Here is a 25,174-nt window from a genome sequence, read left to right on the forward strand (position 1 = left end):
AGGAGCTTTCTCTGTGCGCCGCGTCGGCAAGGTCGGGACACGGACGTGGCGCCGGGTGTCGACGCACCCACCTCAGACCCTCGTGACGTCGCCGCATTGGCCACCGACGGCGTCGAGGCCGGGAGCGTACGAGGTGCTCGCCGACGACATCTCGCGGCAGGTCGAGGAGGGCCTGGCCGAACGCCATCGGCGTCACGTCGCTCTCTGCAGGACCGCATCCGAGTCACGTATCCGCAGTTCACACACAAGGAGTCGGCGATATGCCCAGCCAAGAGTCGCGTCCCACGATTCACATTCCGGGGACCACCAGCCACACCATCGCCCCGCGTGGAGGACGCCACGGCCGCGAGGGGACGCTGCGCTACCTCAAAGCGGGCACCGGTGCTCCGCTGGTCCTGCTGCACACCGTGCGCACGCAGGCCGAGCACTTCCGCTTCCTCATCCCGTTGATCTCGGACCGGTACACCGTGCACGCCCTCGATCTGCCGGGGATGGGCTACTCCGAGATCGTGCCCGGTGCGCCGTACGACGAGCCGGCGATGCGTGCGGGTGTCGAGCGGCTCCTCACCGAACTCGACCTCCATGACGTGACGTTGGTGGGGGAGTCCATGGGGGCGGTGCTCGCCCTGACCGCCGCGGCCGATCTGCCGGAGCGGGTACGGCGTGTCGTCGCGGTCAATACGTACGACTTCCGCGGCGGAATTGCCCGGTCCAGTCTCCTCGCGCGTCTGGTGGTCGGCGGTGTGCTCGCTCCGGGGGTGGGTCCGGTGGTTGCCGGGGTGGAGCCCAAGCCGATCCTTCGCAGGGTCCTGCAGGGCGGCCTGGTCGACAAGAGCGCTTTGCGGGTGGACTACGTGGACGAGCTCCTCCAGGCAGGCGGCCGCCCCGGCTACCCAACCGTTGCCCGGGCGGTGTACCAGAACCTACCCAGCCTCATCGCAGCCCGCTCGCGCTACCCCGAGGTCCGGGCCCCCATCCACCTTGTCTACGGGGAGAAGGACTGGTCCCGACGGTCGGACCGAGAAGCCAACAAGGAGCTACTGCCTGCCGCCGATTTCACGCAGGTGCCGGGAGCGGGCCACTTCATTGCTCTGGAAAGGCCCGACGTGCTGGCCAACCTGTTGAACGCGGTGGCGTAAGGGCGGCTGCCGCCTGATCAACACTGCCGTCGCCTACGAACGAAAGGAGGTCGGCGAGGGTACCCGCCGCTCCTGCGTGACCACGGAGCATTTTTGTCGTCACCAACTGTGGCTGGTGATCCCGCGCCGGAACATCGGGCACGCCTGTGCGCTGTCCCAAAGGCCGTCACGCCTCACCGTATCGCGGAGAACGTCGACGACTTCGTCTCTTCGACTTCACCCTGATGGCGGAGGAGGTCGCGGCGATCCACGCCCTCGACACCGGGGTGCGCGGAGGTCCCCGGCCCGCGCGGCGTCCGGCTCGACTCGTTCGGCTGATCCGCCCTCCCCCGGCAGCCGGCGGGCCGGCTACCGGATGCCGGTCGTCGCCGGGCGGGTCACGATGAAACGGCCTGGTCGGCTGCTCCGACGAAGGAGAGAAGGACCCATGACGACCACCATGGCCTGACGGACGACGAGCTCACCCGGATCCAGCGGGCAGAGGAACTGTGGATCGTGTCCCTGCGCCGGGCTGGCGTGCCAGACGGCCGCGATGCCGCGCGTCGGGTCTCCGCGCACCCGGGCAGGTCGGCGCGTAGGTATCGCGGTGACCGGGCCCCGCGTGGCCTCCGTGAACACCGACATCGCCGGGTCACGTCGCACGTGTCCGCAGACCTTGGAAGCCAGGTAGGCGCAGCCGCAGAAGGAACACACACTCACAGATCCCAGGGAGATCCTTGTGGACAGTTCGCTCACCCACCGCTTCGTCGACGTGAACGGGGTCAGGCTGCACATCGCCGAGCAGGGGCAGGGCCCGCTGGTCCTGCTGCTGCACGGCTGGCCGGAGAGCTGGTACTCCTGGCGTCACCAGTTCGGGCCGCTGGTGGCGGCCGGCTACCGGGTCGTTGCCCCTGACCAGCGCGGCTACGCTCGCAGCGAGCAGCCGCCGGGCATCGCGTCGTACACCCTGCTCCACCTCGTCGGCGACGTGATCGCCCTGATTGAGGAGTTGGGGGAGGAGCAGGCGGTCCTCGTGGGGCACGACTGGGGCGCACCCGTTGCCTGGACCACGGCGATGCTGCGCCCGGACAAGGTCCGTGCCGTGGCCGGGCTCAGCATTCCGCCGATTCTGCCCGGCGGGATGGTCCCGCCCTCAATCACCCGCATCCAGTACGGCGAGGGCTTCTACCAGATCTACTTCCAACGGCCGGGAGTCGCTGAGGCGGAGTTCGCCCGGGACATCCCGACCTCCTTTCGCCGCCTCCTGGTCGGTGCCTCAGGCGACAATCCACTCAGCAAGGAGCCCCGCCCGTTGGTCATACCCGACGGCCTGGGCCTCCTGGACATGATGCCGGAGTCGCCCGCTCTCCCGGCCTGGCTGACGGAAGAGGACATCCAGGCCTACGCCGAGGACTTCGCCCTGCACGGCGAGAATGCCTTCACCGGAGCCTTCAACTGGTACCGGAATATCGAATACAACAACGAACTGCTCTCGCCCTTCCGGGGGCGCGGAATCGACGTCCCTGCGCTCTATGTGGTGGGAGACCGTGACATGATCACCGCGTTGCGCGGCCCGGGCAGGGAGGACATCTCGCTGGGCGCTGTCTTGCGTGGTGAGGGCGGGCCGGGCAGCTCGCTGAGCGCGGTCGCGCCTCGACTGCACGGCCCGGTGGTGCTCCCAGGTTGCGGGCACTGGACGCAGCAGGAGCGTCCCGCCGAGGTCAACGCCGCACTCCTCGATCTCCTCGCCCGCATCGACGGCTCGGCGCCCCGATGAAACGACGCAGAACCCGCCTGGCCAGCTACTCATGCTCAGTCCTGGATTGCAGTCCGGCGCCGCCACGAACACCCTGAAGGCACGCTTTCCCGACCATCCGCTAGCTGGGTTGTCAACGACTTCGCCTTCATCGACCGGCTCTGGCGGGAATGGGCACCCGGCTACGAGCTGCCGAATGCGGAGCATGCGGCGCTCAAGGAAGCGCCGCCGCACAGTCGCTCGCCGGCCACCGCGGCGTTGACGACATTCGTTTCGGCTGTGCTGGGACCTTCGGAAGACCGCCAGGACTCCAGCCGGGCCACGCCACGCTCGACCGGGGTCCGCGCCCCACCGGCATCCTCAGGCCGAGGACTCCGGTGGGGCTGCTCTGGGCCGCTCAGTTGCTCAGGCAGCCGCCAGTTCCCGGAGGCGCGGATGGTTCTCCAGGGCCCACCGCACGGTCTTCGGCGGGCGTCCGAGCAGGGTTTCCAGCTCGTCGGTGATGCCGCCGTATCCTCCGCCGCCAATCAGCCGGGTCAGGGTCTTCAGGTGCTCCGCGATGTGCGGGTAGGCGGACATATTGGTGTCCACGTAGGTCTTGTTCCAGGTTTCGATGTCTTCGGGAACATACGTGACCGGGCGTCCCAGCACGGCCGCGAAGTCCTCCGCAATCCCGTGCATGTCCTTCAGCTCCGGGCCGGTGAGCGCGTAGGACTTGGAGATGTGCGGCGCCGGGTCGGCCAGGATCTTCGCGCACACCTCCGCCACGTCATATCCGGCGATGGGTGCGAGCCGGTGGTCGCCGAAGGGCAGGCGCAGTTCACCGTCGGCCAGTGAGCCCAGGGCCAGCCAGGTCATGATGGGGTTCTCGACGAAGAAGGCCGCCTGCACGTTGACAGTCGGGACGCCGGACCACTCCAGCACCTGCTCGGCGACCCAGTGCGCCCGTTGCTGCGGCGACCAGTTGGCGACGAGTCCGCCGAGCCGCGCGCGCCGTTCTTCCTCCGGCGCGGTCATCTTGTCGAAGGTCATGAACGACTGCTCGTACTCGGAGATGTTGACGAACACCTCGATGTCGCCCTGAGCCCGCGCCGCCGCGGCCATCAGGCTGACGGCGTCGGTGTAGTACGGCGACAGGCTCATGCTGAAGTAGATGCGCCGGACGCCCTTCAGCGCGGCGGTCACGTCGGCGATGGTGAGCAGGTCACCGACGAAGACCTCCGCCCCGGCCTGGCGAAGCGAGTGGGCGCGTTCGTCGTCCCGTCGCACGAACGCGCGCACTGGATGCCCTTGTTCGAGCAGCATGTCGACAATCGTCCGGCTCACACCACCGATTTCGCCGGCGGCACCGGTGATCAGGATGGGATGACGTTCTGACATCAATGCGTCCTCTTTCTGGTTGAGGGGTTCGGTTATTCGGAACGCCCAGGATGTGGTCGGCGGCCTTCTTGGGCTGCTTGGGGTGCAGGAAGCGTCCTGCACGGGGTACGGCAGTCCGCTCAAAGCCGTCTTTCGGACATGGCGTCCATGCCGTCGTTTGGTCCGGTGACAGGCTGAGGGCCGGTCACCGTGCAGGACTTCGTTGAGCGCTACTTCTTCAACTGCGCGTACATGGCTTCCAGATCGGCAGAAAGCTGTGACTTGACCCAGCGCGTGATGTCGTCGGCCAGCACCTCGTGTGCCCCCGCCTCGATGCCGTCGAGCGCGGCCACCGCGACATCGCGGGGGTCGGCCTTGGGCGCGTCGACACCCGCCGCCATGGCGGTGTCCACGTAGGCCACGTGGAGCCCGGTCACCGCGATGCCGCGCGACAGCAGATCCAGGCGCAGCGAATTGGTCTGCGACCACAGGGCGGCCTTGGAGGCGCCGTAAGCCGTGGTGTCGGCCATCCAGGACCGGGCGGAGTGGACATTGAGGATGTGGCCCCCGCCGTTGTGCTCGATGATCGGCACGAAGGCCCGGGTGACCAGCAGCGGCCCGTAGAAGTTGGTCTCCATGTCCCGGCGCACGTCCTCCATCGAGGAGTCGAGATACGGGGCGCGGACCGAGGCGCCGGCGTTGTTGATCAGGATGGTGACGTCCTGGGCCTGCTCTGCGGCCGCTGTGACGGATGACGGGTCGGTGACCTCCAGCGCCACCGGAACGGCATCGGGGTGCGTCACCGAGCGCGGGTCACGTGCCGTGGCGTAGACCTTGCGGGCACCGCGCCCGTAGAGCTCCTCGACCAGCATCCTGCCGATACCCCGACCGCCTCCGGTGACGAAGACGGTGGCGTCCTTGAGTGCTGTCACGACTGCCTCCATGATGGGGAAACCGATCAGTTTCATCGGATGGCACCACCGTAAACCGATCGGTTTCCGATATGCAAGCTCGACTCAGGCATGTTGTGGATCGGGGACGTCCCCGCGATGTCGACGAAGTGCGGTGCGGCGTCGCACGGCTCGTCGCAAAGGCCGGCCTCGCCCGGTACGAGCGGTGACGGGGTTCGGTCACGGGCCGGTGTGGGGGCCACCGTGCGGATCGGCTGTCGGCCGAGGCCCAGGATGGCATCGACCTGTAGGTCCGGCTGCTGCTCCTGCCGCGTCCATCGGCCCCATCGCCCCAGCGGTTCCGGGCGGGTTCAGCGGTCCGGGCGCGTGAAGGCCGACGCGCCCCCGGACCACCCCGGAGGTGTTCAGTCTTGGCCGGTTCGGCCTCGACGGAGACCTGGGCCGACGCGAGTCCGGTGGGAGGCGACCTGTTCGCTCGTTCCTGCTTCCTGCCGTGGGGTCAGGCGCGCAGTGACCGCTCGTGCGACCGCGTCGCGCACCTCGGTATGGGTAGGGGTCGGCAGGCCGCGTTCGGCGGCGAGTTCGGCCAGGGAGGTCATCCGGACGCCGGGCAGGGCACAGGCGGTGAAGGTGGTGTAGATGCTCAGGTCGGGGTCGATGTTGAGGGCGAAGCCGTGGCTGGAGACGCTGCCACTGATGCGCATGCCGATCGAGGCGAGTTTGCGGTGATCGGGGGTCCACACGCCCACCAGGCTCTCCGACCCCGGCGGCGTCTGGCGGCGGATCGCTGGGAAGCCGAGGGTGTCCAGTGCGTCGATCAGCGCCTGCTCGACACGGCGGATCAGACCACGAGGACCGAGCTCGCGCACGTTGAGCACGAGGTAGCCGATGAGCTGGCCGGGACCGTGATAGGTGGCATGTCCGCCGCGGTCGGTCTGCACCAGGGCGATGGGTGAGCCTGCGTCGGGCAGTTGGCCGTTGGGCGTCCGAGCGGTGTGGGTGATCACCGCTGGGTGCGTGAGCAGGAAGAGCCGGTTGGCCGCGAGGCCCTGTTTGCGCTCCTCGACCCAGCGGACCATTTCTGCGTGCGCCGCCGCGTAGGGTACTTCTCCCAGGTCGACGCGCTCCAACCGCAAGTGTGAAGGTTGTTCCGCCGCGGATCCCGGCAGGCTCACCGCTCGTCTCCTCGCTCATGACCGCAGTTCATTACAGTCCGTGCACCACGGTGTTCCCGTCGTGGCACCAGCACGTGATCAGCCGGCCACAGCCGCTTGCACGAGCGCCCAGGCGTTGCTCTGCACCGCGCAGTGCGCGCTCGCCGTCTCCTCCAGCGGGAAGCGGTGGAGCAGAAGACCGGCTTCCCCTCGGGGCCGCTCGTCATCTGGATCTTGGCCATATACCGCTCCGTGTACGTCTTCTTCTTGCGGGTGTGCCTGGGGGCGGGCAGGCGTCAGGCAGCCAGCCGGTTGAGCTTGCGGATCTGCTTGTCGAAGACCCGGGCAGGAGCGAGGCGGCGCAGTGTGCTGGCGCGTCCGGCCATGGGACCGGCGGTATAGCGCAGCTTCGGCTTCGGGTCGGTCGCTGCCGCGACGATCACCTTGGCGACGACGGCGGGGTGATCGCCGTCCTTGATCGCGGTCACCATCATGCGGTCGAAGGCGCGCCGCTGGTCCACGTAGACCTGCAGGGGCGTGTCGGGCCGCGGGCTGTTGGCCTCGAATCCGGTGCTGGTGTAGGCGGGTTCTACGAGAAGCGCCCGGACGCCGTGCTGGCGGACCTCGTGGTCCAGGGACTCGGAGTACCCCTCGATCGCATGCTTGGACGCGGCGTAGACGGCCATGTAGGGCGAGGGGAGGAAGCCGACCACGGAGGAAACGTTGATGATGCGTCCGCGTCCTTGAGCGCGCATGTGCGGCAGGACGGCCTTGGTCATGCGCATCACGCCGAAGACGTTGACGTTGAAAACGTCCTGGGCCTGCGCGACGGAGCTTTCCTCGGCGGCGCCGATGGCGCCCATGCCCGCGTTGTTGACCAGGACGTCAATCCGTCCGAATCGCTCGATCACCTGCTGGACCGCGGTGGTGGCCGAGGCGTCACTGGCCACGTCGAGATCGAGGAACGTCACACCGTCGAGCGGAGTGACGCGCGAGGTGTCGCGGCTTGTGCCGACCACGTCGAAGCCCGCTGCGACCAGCGCGGACGCGGTTTCCTTACCGATGCCGGATGACGCACCCGTCACGAGTGCCACCGGCCGATTTGTCGTCATCATGGACCCCCGAACTTCTTGAAACCGATCAGTTTCAGCAACTGTAAACCGATCGGTTTCCGTGTGCAAGCCATCGCGGTCGCCGACCGGCTGCGACAAGAGCGCGGGCCTCGGCGAGCTGGCGGCCGGGGACGGCGGGCTGGAGCGGTTCGTGCGCGAGTACCTCTCGGCGCGGCACCGCGGCAACCCCGAGCATGCCGTCACCGTGCTCACCGTCGCTGTCGCCGCACTGGCCGCGTATGGCTGTCACATGTGCTCTTCCTGACCGAAGGGCTCGTCCCTTCCGTCGTCGAGGTCCTCGCCGCCGAGCCTCGGCAGAAGATCCTGCGGCAGGCCCGGGAGCGGGGGCGGGGGATGTGCTGTCGCTGGCCGGCGAGTTCCAGGTGACCGCGGAGGTGTCCACCTGATTCATGACACTCCCCTCACATCGCCTCAAGTTGAGTTGCTGAATTGTGTGTTGACCAGAAGCGCAGTGTGAACATATGATGTGAACGAATTTAAGGGGTGGGGGATATGACTATTCGTGCCCTGCCCAACATTTCGTACGGCCGCAAGAAGACGTACAACTGCTTCGGCGGCGTCGGCCATGAGAGTCGGGGCGAGTGGACAGGTCTGGAAAGTGGCGAGTATTTCTCCCAGATCACCAAGATCAACGACTCTGAGAGCGGCTACCGGCTGAGTGTCGACTACGTGGCGGTCGACACCACGGAAACAGGCTGAGGCCTCTCGCGGAGGGGGGCGTATGTCGCGCTCCCTCCTTTCTTGTAAGGTGACTCCCTTTCATGAAAATTCCGACGCGGCTACGAGTCGGCAGCGCGCTATGGGCATTTCCGCTTGTCGCAGGCATGGCCGGCTTCTGCTTTTTCGAAAGCTTTGTGCCGGATTTCCGCGTACATGAGGACCAGCCGGACTACGCGCCCACGGTTACCTCCGCGGTGCTGGCGAGCTTGAGTCCCATGGTCTATGCGGCCACTTCCTCTCTGGCCGCGTGGGAGAGCGGCCGTCTCAGGAGGGACGGGGTGTGGGGGCTGGCTCCGGCCCGCCGCCGGTTCCGTGTGGCCATGGACGCGGTGCTGCCCGTGGTTCTCCTGGCGTGGCTCGTGATCGCGGCCGTCGTGGCCATGGCGCTGGTGAGGGAAGGGGTCGCCCCCTCGCTGCCGAGCCTGTCGCTGCCCGCGCTGGCGATATCGGTCGCCCTGGCGCACGCGGTGATCGGCTTCGTCGTCGGACTTGTCGTGCCGAGGCTCATCGCGGCGCCTCTGCTGGCCGTGGGAGTGTTCTACGCGATTGCCGCCAGTTGGTCGTACGAGCCGTTCTGGCTCCGGCACATCTCCGGCCGGTTTCCGACGGACCTCATGTATGGCGAACTGCCCACACTGGAAGCCATCCTCCCCCACCTCCTGTTCACTGGCAGCATCGCCGCCGGGCTCGTTCTCCTGTGCACAGCGCCGCACGGATCGCGGTAGCGCGTGGTGTGGGCGGCGGTAGGCTGCGCCGTTGCCGTCGCCGGCACGCTGACGGCGCAGCGGATGACAGCCGACTGGGATTACAACCCCCCCTCTCCGCCGGTCACATCCCCGTGCGCTGTACCGGTACTGCTCCGGCCGTCTGCGCGCCGGAGGAGTTGTCCGGGGACTTGTCCGCGATTCACGGTCAGGTGAGCTCCAGCCTCTCCCGGCTGCGCACCGCGGGTATCGAGGTCCCGGACCTGGAGAGCGTCAACGACAGCAGCGCGAGCGGGCGCCACGGGCCGGCCTCCACCGAGCGGGCGTGGTGGTTCTCGCTCGTCGGCAGCCATCGCTCGGGAACGACGCCGCTGGCGGTCGTCACACACGCAGTCGAGATCCCGTGCGAGGAGCCCGATCCGGTCCTCTCCAGGAGCGCGATGCTGTGGGCCGCCACGATGGCCGGCGCCGAGGACCTCTACCTGGGATGGCAGCGGGAGGAGATGCAGCAGTACACCGAAGGCCAGGACTGGCTCCAAGCGGCGGAAGACCGTGTCGCCGAGGCACGTTTGCTGCCCGGGCCCGAGCAGACCGACTGGTTCCACGACGAGTTGCAACGGGCCTGCGCGCCGGTCACCGCGGACGGCCGCTGATGTGGTGGTGGTTCAAGGCCCGGCGAGGTCACGTCGTCCTGCCTCCGGCGCTCGCCGCATTCTGCGCGATGCTGGCCGTCCTGCAGGACTCGGTCGTCTCCCTGCCGTCGCTGCTGGCCGGCTCTGCGAACCCCGTGCTGTTCGTGCTCATGGCGCCGGTATTCGTGTGTTCCGCCCTGGCCCTGTGTCTCGACTCCCGGCTGGAGGAGGCGGAACAGACCGGTGTCCGGCGGCCACACCTCTATGACGCGGTCCTGGTCGCCGTGATCCTGGCCCTCTCCGTGGGAGCCGGGTGGGCCCTGGACACCGCGTCCGGGGCGACCAGCGGCCTGCCGGCCGGCAGAAACACCGTCTTCCTGACCGGGCTGCTGCTCGTCCTCCGCACGTTCGTCGGCCAGCCTGCCGTCATGGCGCCCGTGGCCTGGATCTTCGCAGTGATCTTCTTCGGCATGAACAACGCCAACCACCCCGCCTTCTGGACGATCCTGCCCGAGACCGCCGGCGACCCGCTCGCCGCGCTCGCCACCGTCTGCGCCATCACGGCGGGACTGGGCGCCCTCCTGAGCAACAGCCGACCCGCCCACCGGTGAGAAGAGAAAAATGACCCTCGAACTACACGCCTGCACCTATGCATACCGGCCCTGGGCCGCACCCGTCCTGGACAACCTGGACTACACGCTGCCCGGCGGGCTCACGATCCTGCTCGGTCCCAACGGAGCCGGCAAGTCCACCCTGCTCAAGCTCGCCGCCTCCGTCCACTTCCCCCGCAACGGGAGCGTCACCCTGGACGGCCTGCCCTCCCGCAGCCGCGCCTACCGCCGGTCCGTCGCGTGGATGCCGCAGAACATCACCGCGATGACCAGCCTCACCGCCAGGGAACAGGTCGCCTACACGGGCTGGTTGAAAGGCATGAACCGCAGCGATGCCTGGGACAAGGCGGCCGACGCACTCGCGCGCGTCGACCTCTCGGCGCAGGCGGACACCAAGACCCGCAGGCTGTCCGGCGGCCAACTCCGCCGCGTCGGCGTCGCCTCCGCCCTGGTCCACGGGGCACGCGTCATGCTCCTGGACGAACCGACCGCCGGAATGGACCCGCGCCAACGCCGCGTCTTCCGCGACGTCCTCCGCTCGCTGACCGATGACGTGCCGGTGCTGCTGTCCACCCACGACGTGGCCGACCTCGCCGAGGACTCCGACAACGTCACCGTCATCGACGACGGACGCGTCCTCTACAGCGGAACGACCGACGGCTTCCTCGCCCACGCACCGGACGGAACCCCCTCCGGACGGCTCGCGGAAGCCGCCTACACCGCGCTGAGCGAACCCGTCCCCAACCACTGAACTAACCGCGCAGCTCCGATCGCGCCCGAGACCGTTACTCGGTCAGGCCGTTTGTCCAGAACGGACCGGGCGATGCGGTGGCTTTCCTTGAGCTGGGTTAGTACTCCAGCCGTAGATCGTGATCTCCGTCTGGTGCGGTTGGGGTGTGGTCGGTGGTGGTGGGTGTTTGCTCGCTGAGATGGGTCCAGATGAGGCAGTCGTGCCAGGAGTCGTGTTCGGCGTCGTCGGATGACCAGTCGCGGCAGTGTTGGAGAAGGCGTTGTTCGAAGTGGTAGCCGACGTGCTGGGCGAGGCGGAGTGAGGGCTCGTTCAGGGGGTTGATCTCCAACCAGATCCGGGTGGCGTGTAGGGCGTGGTGTGCCCATAGGGTGACGGCGTGCACCGCTCGTGAGGCGATGCCGCGGCCGCGTTCTTCCGGTCGGATCCAGTACGCCAGCTCGATGCTTCCGGGGCGGTCCGGCATCAGGCCGAGCGCGCCGAGCAGGCGTCGTTCGCGCAGGATTCCGATGGAGAACTGTCCTTGTGCGGCGGGGTCCCACAGCGACAAGGCCGCGTGCGCGTCGTGCAGCGCGTAGGGCCCCGCGGGGCGGGCTGCCCAGAGAGATCGTGCGGTCTCCCTGTGGGTGGCTTCGACCAGCAGCGCGGCATCGTCCGCGGCCAGGACTCGGGTGTGAAGGCCATCAGCGAGACGCAGATCGAGATCCATGGGCTGAATCCAAGCTCGACGACGGGGCCCCGGGCGAGTGAGTTTGCCGGCCCGGCACCCTGCCTGTTCATCACTGTCTGGCCGGTCGTCGCTGTTCGCCGCCGGCTCGTGATCCGACCGCGGGCCACCGTCACGCTGACGTGGCTGCTTGCCGCCGCCAGTGGCTGGTTCCGTCAACGGCCGGTGGGGGGTCGCGGAGTTCGCGGGCGGCGGTGACGGCGAGGAAGGCGTGGGCGAGCAGGGCCAGGGTGATCCAGCGGTGCCAGGAGTCCCAACGGCGGACCTGATGCTCGTTCAGTCCGGCCGAGGTCTTCGAGCTCTGGAACGTCTCCTCCACGGTCCAGCGGCTTCCGCCGATCCTGACCAGGGTGGACAGCGGCGGTAGTAGGCGAGTTCGCCGGTGCGGCGGTTGCGGCGGATGAGCAAGTGCTGGTGGCCCGGCAGGTCACCTGTGGTGATGGCGACCTGAGCCCAGTCGTAGAAGCGGTGCCCCTTCGCGCCGGTTCCGGCGGACAGCTTCTGCCAGGCGCGGCGCGGGATGCGCTTGGCCAGGTGGTCGGCTCGCTGGGGTCCGGCCGGGGTGGGAATGCGGTGGGTGCTGGAGACAGCGAGCACGTAGCCGAGCTGCCGCTTCTCCAGGGCGTTGCGCAGGTGCGGATTGTCAACGGTTCCGGAAGGCGGTCCGGGCCGAGTACGACGCGCTCGGAGGCCAGCGGCACGCCCTGGTGGAGCAGATCGCCAAGCCGGATGCCCCGGTCCCCGACGCGGGGCCGGGCGATCCCGCGCTGCTGGACGCCCTGCCCCGGCTCGACGTGCGGGTGGATCGCTGCCCGGAAGATCTCCAGCGCAGGCTCTACGACGCGTTCGCCCTGGAAGTCCGCTATGACCGCCCCAGAGAGCAGGTAACGATCCGGGCACAGGTCACGCCGGACATGATGAGTGAGCTGGCCGCTACGGCACAGGCATTGCAGACGGTGACAGATAAGTCGGGCCCCGTCACCCTCATCGAGGGACTGGGGCCCGTAGATCGTCCACAACGGGACGAGTGTTCCCTTGTTCTGGGTACCCCCAACGGGATTCGAACCCGCGCTACCGCCTTGAAAGGGCGGCGTCCTGGGCCACTAGACGATGGGGGCCGGTGGGGGACGCGGAAAGCATAGGCGATAGCGCGGGGGATCACCAAAACCGTTTTCGCGTCGGACAATGGCGGCGTGCTGGAGATGACGCGCGAGGAGTTCGAGGAACTGGTCAGTGAGGCGCTGGACCGGATCCCGCCCGAGCTGACGCGGCTGATGGACAACGTCGCCGTGTTCGTGGAGGACGAGCCGCCGCCCGAGGACCCGGAGTTGCTCGGGCTCTACGAGGGAACGCCGCTCACGGAGCGCGGGGAGTGGTACGCGGGGGTGCTGCCGGACCGGATCTCCATCTACATGGGCCCCACCCTCCGGCTGTGCCGGCGCGAGGGCGGGGACCGGGAGCTGGTCGTGGAGGAGGTGGAAATCACCGTCGTGCACGAGATCGCCCACCATTTCGGCATCGATGACGAACGGCTGCACACGCTCGGCTATAGCTGATCGGTTTCGTTCCGTTCCGTTTTGTTACGTGTCCTCCGTGCGGGGGCGGGAGTTGAGTCCGGCGGAAGCCCCCGCCCGACCCTGTCCCCGTCCTACGGAGGTGCCCGTCCGTGCGCCGCTCCCGCCCCCTGGCGTCCGCGACCGCCCTGGCCGCGCTGACCGCCGTGCTCGCCGGCTGCATCACCGTCGAGCCGGACCACCGGCCCGCAGGGAGCGCCCCCAGCGGCACCGAGCCGAGCGCCCGGGACTCGGCGCCCGAGGGCGGCGGCGAGCCGGAGCGGGTCCCGGTGGCGGGCGGGGGCGAGGAGAGGCCCGGGGGAACGCCCGCGCCGTCGGGTAGCCTGGCAGAGGCGGAGGACGAGCCGCGCCCGTCCCCGGACGGGCGGGAGCGCGTCGCACCCAGCCCGGAGGCCGTGGCCTCCGAGCCGGACCCCACTCCGCCACCGGCCCCCGGACCCGATCCGGAGCCGGTACCGAGCGGTGCGCCGGCCGAGCCGTCGCCCAGCGACGAGCCCGTTCCCTCTGCCGAGCCGACCGCCTCCGAGCCTGTTCCGGAGGGTGGCGGCTAAGCCGTTTGCGCGGGCGGCCGCACGGTGCGTATGCTTGTAGATCGTTTGATCCCACTTGCCCGGCGCCCCGAATCAGCGCGCCGTGTGGCGCGTTCCTCGTCTAGCCGTGGCTGACCGCATCCAGGCGGTCCAGAGCACCTACGGAGCTCAGGCGCGTGCCGACCACCTCAGACTCCGGAAGGTACTCACTTCGCATGTCCGTGACCACACCAGAGGCTCTGCTCCCCCTCGAGGACGAGCCCACCATCACTTTCGCCGACCTCGGCCTGCCGCAGAACATCGTGCGCAAGCTCGCCGAGAACGGCGTCACCACCCCGTTCCCCATCCAGGCCGCGACCATTCCGGACGCGCTGGCCGGCCGTGACATCCTCGGCCGGGGCCGCACCGGCTCCGGCAAGACGCTGAGCTTCGGCCTGCCGACCCTCGCCCGCCTCGCGGGCGGCCGGACCGCGCCCAAGCGCCCGCGTGCCGTGATCCTGACCCCGACCCGCGAGCTGGCCATGCAGGTCTCCGACGCGCTGGAGCCGTACGGCGACGTGCTCGGCCTGCGGCTGAAGGTCGTCTGCGGTGGCACCTCCATGGGCAACCAGATCTACGCCCTGGAGCGCGGTGTCGACATCCTGGTCGCCACCCCGGGCCGGCTGCGCGACGTCATCGGCCGCGGCGCCTGCTCGCTGGACGACGTCGAGGTCGCCGTGCTGGACGAGGCCGACCAGATGGCCGACCTGGGCTTCCTGCCCGAGGTCACCGAGCTGCTCGACCAGATCCCGCCGGGCGGCCAGCGCATGCTGTTCTCCGCCACCCTGGAGAACGAGATCGACACGCTGGTCAAGCGCTACCTGGTGGAGCCGGTCAGTCACGAGGTCGACGCGGCCCAGGGCGCGGTGACCACCATGGCGCACCACGTGCTGATCGTTAAGCCGCGCGACAAGGCGCCGCTGACCGCCGCCATCGCTGCCCGCGACGGCAGCCGCACCATCGTCTTCGTCCGCACCCAGCTCGGCGCCGACCGCGTCGCGGGCCAGTTGCGCGAGGCCGGGGTGCGCGCAGACGCGCTGCACGGCGGCATGACGCAGGGCGCCCGCACCCGGACGCTGGCGGACTTCAAGGACGGCCGGGTCGGCGTCCTGGTGGCCACCGACGTCGCGGCCCGCGGCATCCACGTCGACGACATCGACGTCGTGCTGAACGTGGACCCGGCCGCCGACCACAAGGACTACCTGCACCGCTCCGGCCGCACCGCGCGCGCCGGGCGCTCCGGCACGGTCGTCTCGCTGGCCCTGCCGCACCAGCGGCGGACCATCTTCCGGCTGATGGAGGACGCGGGCGTGGACGCCTCGCGGCACGTCATCGGCCGCGGCGACCTGTTCGACCCGGATGTGGCCGACATCATCGGCGCCCGTTCGCTGACCGAGGTCCAGGCCGAGTCGGCGATGGGCGCGGTGACCCACGCCGAGCGCGAGGTGGCCCGGCTCAGCCGTGAGCTGGAGCGCGCCCAGGAGCGCGCCACCGAGCTGCGCGAGGAGGCCGAGCGGCTGACCGGCCGCGCCGCCCGCGAGCGCGGCGAGGACCCGGCCGAGGCGATCGCCCGGGCGGCCGAGGCGCGGCAGCGCGCCCTGGCCGAGGCCGAGCGCGAGGCGGAGCGGGAAGCCCTCCGGGAGGCCCGCCGCGCCGAGAAGGCGGCGCGCGCCGAGGCCGCCCGGCAGCACGAGGACGGCGGCAACCGCCGGGCCGGTGGTGGCGGCGGCTTCCGCCGGGACGACCGTCGTCCGTATGGGCGCCGGGACGACCGGGGTGAGGGTGGTTACCGCCGGGGCGGCGACGACAGCCGCAACCGCGGCGGTGGCTTCCGCCGGGACGACCGCCCGTCGTTCGACCGCCGGGACGACCGTCCCTCGTTCGACCGCCGCGCGGACAAGCCCCGCTGGAAGCGCGAGAGCTGACGCCGGAGCCCGGCCTCGAAGACGCTCCGAATGCCTTCGAGGCCGGGCCCACGCCCGGGCTATGCTGCTCGGTGCGGGCCGTTAGCTCAATTGGCAGAGCAGAGGACTTTTAATCCTTTGGTTGTGGGTTCGAGTCCCACACGGCCTACGAAGCACTACTGCTCGTCGGCCGGATCGCGCTCGGCCAGGGCGTTGATCCTTGCGCGGAGGGTGTCCGCCTCGCCGGGGGCCAGTTCGTCGAACAGGTCCAGGGCCTGCCGCAGGGTCCGGCGGCCCTCCTCGGGGTGGTCGGCGGCGAGCTGGGCCTCGCCGAGCCGGCTGAGCGTCCGGGCGCCGAGCACTCGCTTCCAGCCCCGGCGCCAGGCCAGGGATCTGCGGTAGTAGGCGATGGCCTCTTCGTACTGGCCCAGCCGGTGATGGATGTAGCCCATGCTGTCCAGCGTGGCCGACTCGCCGGGCATGTCGCCCAGCTCGCGGTGGATGGCGAGCGCCTCCCCGCACCGGCGCAGTGCCTCCCCGTACGCGCCGAGCTGTGCGTGGAACCAGCCGACGTTGTTCAGGGTGCGGCCCTCGCCGGCCCGGTCGCCGGCGGCCCGGTAGAGCCGCAGCGCCTGCTCGTTGTGGTGCAGCCCCTCCGGGTAGTCGCCCCGGCGGTCCATCAGCACGCTGAGGTAGATGCGGCAGACGCCCTCCCCGATGTGGTCGCCGAGTCCGCCGAACAGCTCCAGCGCGTCCCGCAGATGGGACTCGCTCTCCTTGTCCTGGCCCAGCCTGATCAGCGCCTGGGCGAGCCCGACGTGGGCATGGGCCGCCGCCGCGGGGTCGGACAGCCGCTCCGCCGCCGCCAGCGCGATGCGGTGCATGGCCGCCTGATCGTCGGAACGCCCCTCCTGGGAGAGGAAACCCCAGGCGGCGCCCGCCAGTTGCCAGGCGTGCCGGTCGAACCCGCTGCGCGCCGCGTGCCGGATCGCCGCGAGCAGCATCCGGTGCTCGCGGCCGAACCAGGCCAGGGTCTGCGCGCGGTCGGTGAGGCGCGCCACGGTGACGCCGGGCCGCGGCGGTTCCAGGGCGAGCGGGACCCGGTGATACAGGTCGAGATGCCGGTCGCCGAGGCCGGCGCTGTGCAGGTAGTGGTCGAGCAGCCGGTGCAGCGCCTCGCGGCGCTCGTCCGCCGGGTCGTGGAGGCGGGTCAGCTCCTCGGCGTAGGCCCACAGCAGGTCGTGCCAGCCGTAACGGCCGGGGGAGCGCTCACCGGCCAGGTGGGCCCGCGTCAGCTCGGTCAGCAGCCGCTGGGCGTGCCGCACCGGTACGCCGGCCAGGCTGGCCGCGGCGGCCGTGGAGATCTCGGATCCCGGCAGCAGTCCGAGCAGCCGGAACAGCCGGGCCGCGGCCTGGCTCAGCGCGCGGTAGGACCAGGAGAACACCGTGCGCACGTTCGTGTCGGCGTCACCGCCGTCGAAGACGTCCAGGCCGTCGAGACCCGAGGTGAGCGCGGCGAGCGGGAACGCCGGGCGGGCCCGCGCCCGGGCGGCCACGATGGCCAGGGCCAGCGGCAGCCCCGCGCAGCGGGCGACGATGTCGGCGACCGCGTCGGGCTCGGCGGCCACCTGGTCCGCGCCGAGCCGGCGGGCCAGGAGCTCCCTGGAGTGCGCGGGGGAGAGCGGCCCCAGCGACAGCGTCCGGGCGCCCTCGACGGCGACCAGACCGGTCAGTTCGGCGCGGCTGGTGACCAGGACCAGGCAGCCGGGCGAGTTGGGCAGCAGCGGCCGGACCTGGTCGGAGTCGAAGGCGTTGTCCAGCAGGATCAGCATGCGCCGGTCGGCCAGCAGGCTGCGGTACAGCCCGACCCGCGCCTCCAGCGTGGCGGGGATCCGCTCGAACGGCACCTCCAGCGCGTCCAGGAACAGCCGCACCGCCTCGGCCGGCGGCCGGGCGATGTGGGTGGGGCCGAAGCCCTGGAGGTTCACATAGAGCTGACCGTCGGGGAAGCGTTCGTGCGCCCGGTGTGCCCAGTGCACGGCCAGGGCGGTCTTGCCCACCCCGCCGGTGCCGGTGATCACGCACGGCGCCGTGGCGTACGCCGGCGCGGACGACGCGGGGTCGGCGGCCAGGGCCGCCAGCGCGTCCAGGGCGGTCAGCTCCTCCTCCCGGGCGGTGAACGGCTCGGTGTCCGGGGGGAGATGCCGCGGCGCCACCGCGGGCACCGGCGGCGTCCCGGCCACCTCGGCGGCCGTCCCCGCCCGGCCGGCGAGGATCGCCTGATGCAACTGCTGCAACTCCTCCCCGGGCTCGATCCCCAGCTCCTCGGCGAACCGGGCCCTGACGCGGCGGAACACGGCCAGCGCGTCGGTTCGCCGGCGACATCGCAGCAGGGCCGTCATCAGCAGCGCCACCAGCCGTTCCCGCAGCGGGTCCTCGGCGACCAGGGCCGACAGCTCCGCCGCCGCCTCCCGGTGCCGCCCCAGCCGCAGATCGAGCGCGACGCGCTGCTCCAGCGCCGACAGCCGTTCCTCCTCCAGGCCGGGTGCCACGGTGTCGGGCAGCCACCGGCCCGCGACGTCCGCCAGCGGCGGGCCCTGCCACAACGCCAGCCCCGTCCGCAGCAGGACGCTGACATGCTCCGGCCCTTCCTCGCTGTGGCCCGCCTCGCGGATCAGCTCCCGGAAGCGGTGCAGGTCGATGCGCCGGCGCTCCGTCGCGAGGCAGTAGCCGCGTGCCGAGGTCGTCAGCTCGACGTCCGGGTACGGCGCGAGGAGCCGCCGGAGTTTGTAGATGTGCCCCTGCACGGCGTTGCGCGACGACTCCGGCGGTTCGGTGCCCCACAGCGCGGTCTCCAGCCGCGCCACGGGCACCGGTCGGCCCGCTTCGAGCAGCAGTGTCGCCAGCACGGTCCGTTGCTGCGCGGTGGCCGGTCCCAGCCATCGCCCGTCGTCCCAGACGCCCACCGTTCCCAGGAGACGGAACTTCACGCCGTTCACGATCACTCATCTCTCCCGAGCCGTCGATGAGGCGAAAGATTAGCTGCCGAGTTAGCGCAAAATCAGCGAGTAATCAGGTGAGTTGAGCAGTCTGGGCCGCAGCGGCGCCCCCTGGCCGCAGGTTCTCACCGAGAACCAGGCAAGAACCGAGCAAGAAGGAGGCAGGCCCATGGAGATCAAGGTCAAGAAGGTCGAGTCCGTCAAGGCGACCGACTACATCTGCTGACGTCGCCCGACGGCCAGCTCCGCGGGGAGGGGCCGGCCCCTCGGCTGCCCCTCCTCGCGGGTCAACCCGCCGACGAGAAACGGTGCGTGTCACGGTGAAGGTCACGTTGAAGGAATGCGCGTGGGAGGCGTCCGGAGAGGATCTCCTGGTGGTCTTCGACGCTCGCGAGGCCACGACGCTGAGCGATCCGGACGGCCAGGTGGCGGCGCTCCTGAGTGAGCTGCGCCGGACCCCGCAGACCGCCGCCGAGCTGAGCGTGTCGATGCGGGGGCGGGGATTCGACCTCTCGGCGGCGGACATCGGCGCGGGCCTGCGCGGGCTGGACGCCCTGGGCCTGGTCGAGGACGCCGGTGACCCCGAGGACGACGACCGGCACTTCTCGAACCTCACCTTCTACGGCACCTACGCCGGGCTGGAGCGCCCCCGCGCCGCGTACCTGAAGAAGCTGCGCGACGCGCACGTGCTGGTGGCCGGCGTCGGCGGCGGAGGTTCCTCGCTGGTGCAGTGCCTGGCCGGCCTCGGGGTCGGCGAGCTGACGCTGGTCGATCACGACCGGGTCGAATCCCGCAACTTCGCACGGCAGTTCCTCTACCGGCACCGGGACATCGGGCGGCCGAAGACCGACCGCGCGGCCGAGTGGGTGCGCGACTTCGACCCGGACATCAAGGTGCGCGCCGTGGACCGGTGGATCTCCGCCCCGGAGGATCTCGCGGATTTGGTCCAGGGCGTCGACCTGATCGCGGGCGGCCTCGACGGCCACCCGCACGCCAACCTGTGGGTGAACGAGACGGCGGTCCGGGCCGGGATCCCGTACGTCAACGGCGGCGGGATCCGCACCCAGTTGATGTACGTGTCCGTGGACCCGGGCCGGACGCCCTGCCTCGCCTGCGACCACGCGGACCGGCCCGCCCCGGGCACGTCGGCGGAGGCCGCGGTGCGGCTCGCGGAGAGCGGGCCGCGGCTCAACCCGCTCACGGGCCCGATGGCCATGCAGATCGGTTCGCTGGTCGCTGTCGAGGCGCAGCGTTACCTGACGGGTTTCGAACCGCCCCGGGCGGCCGGGGCACGGGTCATCCTGGACCTGCGCAACGGCCTGGTGCCCGAGTGGCGGCCCATCACCCGCGACCCGGAGTGCCTGGTGTGCCCCCTGGCGCCGCCACGGCGACGCGAGCGGTGAGCCCGCCCGTCCGGCTCCGGCCGCTCAGCGTCGTGCCGGAGGGCGACGAAGTGCTGGTGGGCGATCCCGCCGCCGGGACGTTCGTCTCGATCCCGGCGGTCGGCGGGGTGGTGATCGCCGCGCTCCAGCGGGGCGCCACGCTGGAGGAAGCCGCGGCCGAGGCCGAGGAGTTCGCCGGCCAGCCGGTGAACGTGCCGGCGTTCGTGGCCACCCTCGGGGAACTGGGCTTCCTGGCGGACGAAACCGAGAACCCCGCCGCGCCCGAGCCGGTCCGCACCGCGCCCATCCAGGCCCGGCGGTGGATGTCCGGCGTGCGCCAGGAGACGGTCCGCCCGTTCTTCGGCCCGGTGGCCTGGGCCTGTTACGCGGCATGCCTGCTCTTCACGGTCGGCGTCTTCGCGCTGCGGCCCGGCCTCCTTCCCCACCCGGCCGACGACGCCCTTGCGTTCGACGACACCGGGCTGAGTGCGCTGGCCCTGGTGCCCTTCATGTGGTTCTCGGTGGCCAGCCACGAGTGCGGGCACTGGCTCGCCGCGCGCGCCCTCGGCATTCAGACGCGCTTCGGCGTCGATCGCCGCATGGTCATGCTCGTGTTCGAGACCGACCTCACCCAGTTGTGGACCGTGCCCCGCCGGGCCCGGTACGGACCGCTCCTGGCGGGCCTGGCGATCGACTCCGTCATGCTCGCCCTGCTCCTGTGCGCCCGGCTGCTGTCACCTCCGCCCGGGGTGGACTCGCTGCTGGCCGCGTGGGTGTTCGTCAAGGTGGTCCAGATGCTGTGGCAGTGCATGGTCTTCCTGCGGACCGACCTCTACGCGGTGCTGGTCAACGCGCTGGGCTGCCGGGACCTGTGGCGGGTGAAGTCGCTGCTGCTGCGGCGGGCTTTCGGCAGGCTGACGGCGGCGGAGGCCGAGGAACTGGCGGCCGCGGCCGAGGCCGACCTGCGCGCCGGACGCTGGTTCCGCTGGGTCTGGCTGGCCGGGTTCCTCGGCGTGGCCGCGTGGTGCTGCCTGCTGCTGCTCCCGGTCGTCGTGGAGGTACTGGGCTGGGCGTCCGAGGGCCTCGCGGAGGGCCCGCTGACCGCCGCCTTCTGGTACAGCCTGCTCTGCGCGGGCCTCCTCCTGGGCCCCGAGACCCTGGCCCTGGTGCTCGCCGCCACGGAATACTCCCGACGCGCCGCCGCCCGGCGTTCGTGACGTTCCCCACCGCGAATGAACCGGATCATGGCGTCCGGCAACCTCCCGGCGGCTCGGCGGCAACCATCATCATGAACAGTCCCCCCACACGTTCGAGGAGTACACAGTGCGAACTGTGCATCGCAACCGAACCCCCAGGCGAGGCCGACGGCTGGCTGCCGTCCTCCTCGCCGGCGCCCTGGCCACCACCGGGCTGACCGCCCTGGCCCAGTCGGCCAGCGCCGGCAACCCCGCGCCGGCGGCCGAGCCGGCCCAGGGATCCCCCGGCTCCGTCGTCGAGATCCCCATGGCCACCGCGGACGAGGTGGTCGAGGAGACCATTCCGATCACCGAGGACTTCGACGGCGGCGGCACCCGCTACATACCCGGTGACGGGCTCGGCGGCGGCGACCAGGACGAGGACCAGCTCCCGGTCTTCGAGGTCAGCGACGGCGCCACGCTCAGCAACGTCATCATCGGCTCTCCGGGTGCGGACGGCATCCACTGCGAGGGCGACTGCACGCTGGAGAACGTCTACTGGGAGAACGTCGGCGAGGACGCCGCCACCTTCCGGAACGGCTCGACGTACAACGTCGTCGGCGGCGGCGCCGTCGGGGCCGATGACAAGGTGCTGCAGTTCAACGGCGGCGGCACGCTGAACATCCGGAACTTCGAGGCCGAGGACTTCGGCACCCTGGTCCGTTCCTGCGGCAACTGCTCGTCCATGTCCCAGCGGACGATCGTCCTGGACGGCGTCACGGCGGTCGCCCCGGGCAACATCATCGCCGGCATCAACGAGAACTACGGCGACACGGCGACGTTCAGCAACATCACCGTCGTCGGCGACTCCGAGATGACCGTGTGCCAGCGCTACATCGGCAACGACGACGGTGACGAGCCGGAGGAGTCGGGCTCCGGTCCGGACGGCACGCACTGCCGGTACGACGAGTCGGACATCTCCTACCAGTAACTCCCGTTCCTCCGCTTCACCCCGGACCGGCCCCCGCGCGAGTGGCGCGGCTGGGCACGGTGTCACCGCAGGTGACCGACCTCGCACGGGTGCACAAGCGGGCGTTCCGCGACTACCTGGCCACCCTGGCGTCCGCCGCCGGCCTGCCACCGGAACGCGCCGACCAGTTGGCGGTCCTGGCCAACGGGGCGATGGCGACGGCGGGCATCCTGGGCACCCCCGAACCGGCCCACCAGGCACGGGAGGTGGCGCGGACGCTGCTGGCGGCCGACTGAGGAACTGTTCCCGGTGGGGGGTTCACAAGGGGCCGCGGCCCGGCCGGCGCTCGCGGTGGTCTCGTGCGGCGCCGGTCGGGGGCGGGTGTTCGTCGGCTTCCCGGTGCGGGGGCCTCAGGGCGCCGGGCGCAGGAAGACCGGCAGTGCGCGGTAGCCGTTGATGCCCAGGGAGGGCACCCGTTCCGCCGGGCGGGGCGCCAGGGCCAGCTCGGGGAACGTCTCGAACAGCAGCCGCAGTGCGATCGCCGCCTCGGCCCGGGCCAGTGACGCGCCGGGGCAGCGGTGGGCGCCCGCGCCGAACGCGAGGTGTTGGGCGTTCTCCGCGCGGCCCGGGTCGAAGCGGTCGGGGTCGGGGAACGCGTGCGGGCAGCGCTGGATGGCCGGGAGCGGGACGAGCACCGCCTCGCCCTTGTGGATGACGGCGCCGCCCTCCACCGTGATGTCCTCCGTGGCGTAGCGGAACATCACGTTGCGGGAGGGGGACTCCCAGCGCAGCGCCTCCTCCACCACCTCCGGCCAGGGGTCGTCGCCCGCCGCCTGCCGGGCCCGGACCTCGGCGAGCGTCTCGGGGTGGGTGAGCAGGCCGCGGACGGCGTGGCAGATCAGGTTGACCGTGGTCTCGTGGCCGCCGATGACCGTGACCACCAGGTTCCCGATGACCTCCTCCTCGGTGAGCCGGCCCGCGTCCAGGGCGTCGACCAGCTCCATCGTGAGGTCGTCCCGGTCGCCGCGGGAACGTTTCCGCTCGATCAGGGACAGCAGGGTCGCCGGGAAGCGCTGCCCCACGGTGTGCAGGATCGCGTCGGCGCCGAGCTCCGAGTTCATGGCCGCCGCCGACAGCTCGTGCAACTCCTCGCGCAGCCCGCCCTCCTCGGGCACGCCGAGCAGGGAGCAGATGACCTCCAGCGGCAGCGGGAGGGCGAAACGGGCCTGGAGGTCGGTCTCCTCCCCGGCCGGAACGGTGGCCAGTCCGGCCAGCAGGCGGCGCGCCACCGCCTCGACGTCCGGCAGCAACTCCTTGACCCGGCGCGGGGATATGGCCCGCTGGATCGGCTGGCGCAGCCGCCGGTGGGTGTCCCCGTCGGTGGTGAGCAGGCCCTTGCCCGCCACGATGAACAGCAGCGGCCAGTCCGGGGGTATCCGGCCCTGCCGGTAGTCCTCCCAGTGCCGGATGTCCTTGGCGAACCGCGGATCGCTCAGCACCTGGTACCCGGCCTCCCGGGTGGTTACCGCCTTGGCCACCACGCCACCAGGGAGCGCCACCGTGGCAACCGGCCCTGCCGCTCGGAGGGCCGCTCCTTCGGCTCGGTGGAAATCGGCCGGGGCGGGCTCGAGATGAACTTGGGCTGGGTGGTCCATGGCTGTCCGTCCTTCGGGGCGGCCGGCGGGCGGGGGAATATCACCGGGAGCGAGCTGGGGGACCGCGCGACATACGGCAGGTCCCAGGTCAGCGCCTCCTTCGGGACGGCCAGCCGCATGCCGGGGAGCCGCTCCCACAGGACTTCGAGTCCGGTGCGCACGATCAGGCCGCCCAGGTCCCGCGCCGGGCAGCCGTGGGTGCCCGCGCCCCAGGCCAGATGCGCCTTGTTGGTCCGGGAGATGTACTGGTCGACGCCCCGCATCGCCGGGTCCGCGCTGATGGCACCCAGGCTGAGGATGGCCAGATCGCCGACGTTCACGTCGTAGCCGCCGAGCGTGGTGGGCTGGGTGGCCCAGCGGCCGATGAGGTTCTGAATCGGAGCGTTGATCCACATCACGTGGTTCATGGCCTCGCTCATCGAGCAGCGGGCGGCCACAACGTCCGCGTTCAAGTCCGGGTTGGTCAGCAGTTCCAGCACCGTGTTGCAGATCCAGGTGGTGCTGGCGCCGCGCCCGGCGACGATCTGGAGCCAGACGTCCTCGCTCAGCTCGGCCAGGTCGAGCCCCGACTCCTGGTTGTGGTGGTGCATCCAGGAGACCAGGTCCGGGCCGGGGTTGGTCTGCCTCTCCGTCACCAGCGCGCGCATCGTCGCGTCCAGGTCGGCGGCGGCCTGCGCCGCGCCGGGGCCGCCGCTGAGCATCTCGTGGATCGCGTTGCCGGTGGCCAGCGCGCTGCTCTCGTCCATGCCCATGAGCCGCATCAGGACCAGCAGCGGCAGTTGCAGGGCGTACTGGTGCAGGATGTCCGCCTCGTTCACCTCGCCCGGCTCCTCGTCGGTGAAGAGCGCGGAGATGAGCTGCTCGGCGAGGTCCTCGATCAGGTCCCGGGTGCGCAGCAGGTCGAGCTCGGCCAGCGCCCGGATGCCCGGTGTGGACAGCCGCTCGTGCTCGGTGCCCTCGGCGTAGAGGCGGCTGCGCCGGTAGGCGAACTGCGGAATGATCGGGTGGTCCGGCGGGAGCGCGCCCTCGGCCAGGTCGCGGTACCAGCGGGAGTCACGCGTCCACACCTGCCGGCGGTTCTGGAGGACGTCCAGTTGGTGGCCGTGGTCCAGCACCAGGTAGCCGCGGAAGGCGCCGGTCTCCTCCAGTGTCACCGGGGCAACCGGACCGAAGGTGCGCCGGAGGCTGTCGTAGTAGGAGAACGGGTCCCGCGCGAAGTCCGGCCCGTACAGTGGCGCGCTGCGCGTCGGCCAGGGCGTCCGCGTGGCGGGCCAGGGGTGACCAAGGGGGTTTGTGGAAGCGAGAGTTGACACGGCGTCCAGACTCACGTGCGGGGCTCGGCGAGGCAACGGGTAGTCGCCGATTCGTTACCG

The 25,174-nt window shown here is 70.6% G+C and carries 24 protein-coding genes, 2 tRNA genes and 2 pseudogenes; 18 read left to right on the forward strand and 10 right to left on the reverse strand.

Annotated features, from left to right (window positions below; translation table 11 throughout):
- Window positions 1-36 precede the first annotated feature (36 nt).
- From RM590_RS21075 to RM590_RS21085, 3 genes and pseudogenes are all read left to right on the forward strand, one after another.
- Window positions 37-178: pseudogene (locus RM590_RS21075) on the forward strand (short-chain dehydrogenase); the annotation flags it as partial.
- A gap of 82 nt (window positions 179-260) precedes the next feature.
- On the forward strand, window positions 261-1,139 hold the full coding sequence (locus tag RM590_RS21080) for an alpha/beta fold hydrolase (RefSeq protein ID WP_311706204.1): 879 nt from the start codon (window positions 261-263) through the stop codon (window positions 1,137-1,139).
- A 718-nt stretch (window positions 1,140-1,857) separates the two neighbouring features.
- Window positions 1,858-2,895, forward strand: a complete 1,038-nt coding sequence (locus RM590_RS21085; RefSeq protein WP_311706205.1) for an alpha/beta fold hydrolase — start codon at window positions 1,858-1,860, stop codon at window positions 2,893-2,895.
- A gap of 384 nt (window positions 2,896-3,279) precedes the next feature.
- Here RM590_RS21085 and RM590_RS21090 read toward each other — a convergent pair whose 3' ends face one another.
- The 4 genes from RM590_RS21090 to RM590_RS21105 form a co-directional block, all read right to left on the reverse strand.
- On the reverse strand, window positions 3,280-4,356 hold the full coding sequence (locus tag RM590_RS21090; protein ID WP_311706206.1) for an NmrA family NAD(P)-binding protein: 1,077 nt from the start codon (window positions 4,354-4,356) through the stop codon (window positions 3,280-3,282).
- Between the two features lie 107 nt (window positions 4,357-4,463).
- A complete protein-coding gene (locus RM590_RS21095) occupies window positions 4,464-5,165 on the reverse strand; it encodes an SDR family oxidoreductase (RefSeq protein WP_311706207.1) in 702 nt (233 codons plus the stop codon).
- Window positions 5,166-5,548: 383 nt separating this feature from the next.
- On the reverse strand, window positions 5,549-6,319 hold the full coding sequence (gene lipB, locus RM590_RS21100) for a lipoyl(octanoyl) transferase LipB (protein ID WP_311706208.1): 771 nt from the start codon (window positions 6,317-6,319) through the stop codon (window positions 5,549-5,551).
- A 275-nt stretch (window positions 6,320-6,594) separates the two neighbouring features.
- Window positions 6,595-7,410 (reverse strand): oxidoreductase, encoded by an 816-nt coding sequence (locus RM590_RS21105; protein WP_311706255.1) that lies wholly within the window; start codon window positions 7,408-7,410, stop codon window positions 6,595-6,597.
- 61 nt (window positions 7,411-7,471) lie between these two features.
- On the opposite strand from RM590_RS21105, the gene RM590_RS21110 reads away from it, so the two are divergent.
- The 6 genes from RM590_RS21110 (at window position 7,472) to RM590_RS21135 (ending at window position 10,849) form a co-directional block, all read left to right on the forward strand.
- Window positions 7,472-7,675, forward strand: coding sequence for a hypothetical protein (locus tag RM590_RS21110; RefSeq protein ID WP_311706209.1), 204 nt, complete (start codon window positions 7,472-7,474; stop codon window positions 7,673-7,675).
- Between the two features lie 248 nt (window positions 7,676-7,923).
- Window positions 7,924-8,130, forward strand: coding sequence for a hypothetical protein (locus RM590_RS21115; protein WP_311706210.1), 207 nt, complete (start codon window positions 7,924-7,926; stop codon window positions 8,128-8,130).
- A 62-nt stretch (window positions 8,131-8,192) separates the two neighbouring features.
- Window positions 8,193-8,876, forward strand: coding sequence for a hypothetical protein (locus RM590_RS21120; RefSeq protein WP_311706211.1), 684 nt, complete (start codon window positions 8,193-8,195; stop codon window positions 8,874-8,876).
- A gap of 170 nt (window positions 8,877-9,046) precedes the next feature.
- Complete coding sequence (locus RM590_RS21125) at window positions 9,047-9,508, forward strand: hypothetical protein (RefSeq protein ID WP_311706212.1); 462 nt, start codon at window positions 9,047-9,049, stop codon at window positions 9,506-9,508.
- 68 nt (window positions 9,509-9,576) lie between these two features.
- Complete coding sequence (locus tag RM590_RS21130) at window positions 9,577-10,098, forward strand: hypothetical protein (RefSeq protein WP_311706213.1); 522 nt, start codon at window positions 9,577-9,579, stop codon at window positions 10,096-10,098.
- 10 nt (window positions 10,099-10,108) lie between these two features.
- On the forward strand, window positions 10,109-10,849 hold the full coding sequence (locus RM590_RS21135; RefSeq protein ID WP_311706214.1) for an ABC transporter ATP-binding protein: 741 nt from the start codon (window positions 10,109-10,111) through the stop codon (window positions 10,847-10,849).
- 97 nt (window positions 10,850-10,946) lie between these two features.
- On the opposite strand, the gene RM590_RS21140 is transcribed toward RM590_RS21135, so the two are convergent.
- From RM590_RS21140 to RM590_RS21150, 3 genes and pseudogenes are all read right to left on the reverse strand, one after another.
- Complete coding sequence (locus tag RM590_RS21140) at window positions 10,947-11,555, reverse strand: GNAT family N-acetyltransferase (protein ID WP_311706215.1); 609 nt, start codon at window positions 11,553-11,555, stop codon at window positions 10,947-10,949.
- A gap of 184 nt (window positions 11,556-11,739) precedes the next feature.
- A pseudogene (locus tag RM590_RS21145) lies at window positions 11,740-12,215 on the reverse strand (transposase); the annotation flags it as partial.
- 403 nt (window positions 12,216-12,618) lie between these two features.
- Window positions 12,619-12,691 (reverse strand) — tRNA-Glu (locus RM590_RS21150).
- Between the two features lie 75 nt (window positions 12,692-12,766).
- On the opposite strand from RM590_RS21150, the gene RM590_RS21155 reads away from it, so the two are divergent.
- From RM590_RS21155 to RM590_RS21170, 4 genes are all read left to right on the forward strand, one after another.
- Window positions 12,767-13,129 carry a metallopeptidase family protein gene (locus tag RM590_RS21155; RefSeq protein ID WP_311706216.1) on the forward strand — a complete coding sequence of 121 codons (363 nt, stop codon included), beginning with the start codon at window positions 12,767-12,769 and terminating at the stop codon, window positions 13,127-13,129.
- Window positions 13,130-13,239: 110 nt separating this feature from the next.
- Window positions 13,240-13,698 carry a hypothetical protein gene (locus tag RM590_RS21160; RefSeq protein WP_311706217.1) on the forward strand — a complete coding sequence of 153 codons (459 nt, stop codon included), beginning with the start codon at window positions 13,240-13,242 and terminating at the stop codon, window positions 13,696-13,698.
- Window positions 13,699-13,892: 194 nt separating this feature from the next.
- Window positions 13,893-15,641, forward strand: a complete 1,749-nt coding sequence (locus RM590_RS21165; protein ID WP_311706218.1) for a DEAD/DEAH box helicase — start codon at window positions 13,893-13,895, stop codon at window positions 15,639-15,641.
- 75 nt (window positions 15,642-15,716) lie between these two features.
- A tRNA-Lys gene (locus RM590_RS21170) sits at window positions 15,717-15,789 on the forward strand.
- 7 nt (window positions 15,790-15,796) lie between these two features.
- Here the strand turns inward: RM590_RS21170 and RM590_RS21175 are convergent.
- Window positions 15,797-18,610: an AfsR/SARP family transcriptional regulator gene (locus tag RM590_RS21175; protein ID WP_311706219.1), complete on the reverse strand. Its 2,814-nt coding sequence runs from the start codon at window positions 18,608-18,610 to the stop codon at window positions 15,797-15,799.
- Between the two features lie 91 nt (window positions 18,611-18,701).
- Between RM590_RS21175 and RM590_RS21180 the strand changes: the two genes are divergently transcribed.
- From RM590_RS21180 to RM590_RS21200, 5 genes are all read left to right on the forward strand, one after another.
- The gene (locus RM590_RS21180; protein WP_311706220.1) at window positions 18,702-18,845 is read left to right on the forward strand and encodes a hypothetical protein; all 144 of its coding nucleotides are present in this window, start codon (window positions 18,702-18,704) and stop codon (window positions 18,843-18,845) included.
- 94 nt (window positions 18,846-18,939) lie between these two features.
- Window positions 18,940-20,022, forward strand: coding sequence for a HesA/MoeB/ThiF family protein (locus RM590_RS21185; protein WP_311706221.1), 1,083 nt, complete (start codon window positions 18,940-18,942; stop codon window positions 20,020-20,022).
- Window positions 20,019-21,218, forward strand: coding sequence for a hypothetical protein (locus tag RM590_RS21190; protein ID WP_311706222.1), 1,200 nt, complete (start codon window positions 20,019-20,021; stop codon window positions 21,216-21,218). Before RM590_RS21185 ends, RM590_RS21190 begins: the two co-directional genes overlap by 4 nt.
- Window positions 21,219-21,333: 115 nt before the next feature.
- Complete coding sequence (locus RM590_RS21195) at window positions 21,334-22,167, forward strand: pectate lyase (RefSeq protein ID WP_311706223.1); 834 nt, start codon at window positions 21,334-21,336, stop codon at window positions 22,165-22,167.
- Between the two features lie 71 nt (window positions 22,168-22,238).
- Window positions 22,239-22,442, forward strand: a complete 204-nt coding sequence (locus tag RM590_RS21200) for a hypothetical protein (RefSeq protein WP_311706224.1) — start codon at window positions 22,239-22,241, stop codon at window positions 22,440-22,442.
- Window positions 22,443-22,556: 114 nt separating this feature from the next.
- On the opposite strand, the gene RM590_RS21205 is transcribed toward RM590_RS21200, so the two are convergent.
- Together RM590_RS21205 and RM590_RS21210 are read right to left on the reverse strand one after the other, a co-directional pair.
- On the reverse strand, window positions 22,557-23,684 hold the full coding sequence (locus tag RM590_RS21205; RefSeq protein WP_311706225.1) for a cytochrome P450: 1,128 nt from the start codon (window positions 23,682-23,684) through the stop codon (window positions 22,557-22,559).
- On the reverse strand, window positions 23,669-25,114 hold the full coding sequence (locus RM590_RS21210) for a cytochrome P450 family protein (protein WP_311706226.1): 1,446 nt from the start codon (window positions 25,112-25,114) through the stop codon (window positions 23,669-23,671). Before RM590_RS21210 ends, RM590_RS21205 begins: the two co-directional genes overlap by 16 nt.
- Window positions 25,115-25,174: the final 60 nt, after the last annotated feature.

This window comes from Streptomyces litchfieldiae, assembly GCF_031845365.1.
Lineage (GTDB): Bacteria > Actinomycetota > Actinomycetes > Streptomycetales > Streptomycetaceae > Streptomyces > Streptomyces litchfieldiae.

Excerpts from the sequence above, each read along its gene's own strand:
- RM590_RS21080 (WP_311706204.1), top strand. The coding sequence starts at position 261 with ATGCCCAGCCAAGAGTCGCGTCCCACGATTCACATTCCGGGGACCACC.
- RM590_RS21105 (WP_311706255.1), bottom strand. The coding sequence starts at position 7,410 with ATGACGACAAATCGGCCGGTGGCACTCGTGACGGGTGCGTCATCCGGC.
- RM590_RS21115 (WP_311706210.1), top strand. The coding sequence starts at position 7,924 with ATGACTATTCGTGCCCTGCCCAACATTTCGTACGGCCGCAAGAAGACG.
- RM590_RS21120 (WP_311706211.1), top strand. The coding sequence starts at position 8,193 with ATGAAAATTCCGACGCGGCTACGAGTCGGCAGCGCGCTATGGGCATTT.
- RM590_RS21130 (WP_311706213.1), top strand. The coding sequence starts at position 9,577 with ATGCTGGCCGTCCTGCAGGACTCGGTCGTCTCCCTGCCGTCGCTGCTG.
- RM590_RS21135 (WP_311706214.1), top strand. The coding sequence starts at position 10,109 with ATGACCCTCGAACTACACGCCTGCACCTATGCATACCGGCCCTGGGCC.
- RM590_RS21140 (WP_311706215.1), bottom strand. The coding sequence starts at position 11,555 with ATGGATCTCGATCTGCGTCTCGCTGATGGCCTTCACACCCGAGTCCTG.
- RM590_RS21165 (WP_311706218.1), top strand. The coding sequence starts at position 13,893 with ATGTCCGTGACCACACCAGAGGCTCTGCTCCCCCTCGAGGACGAGCCC.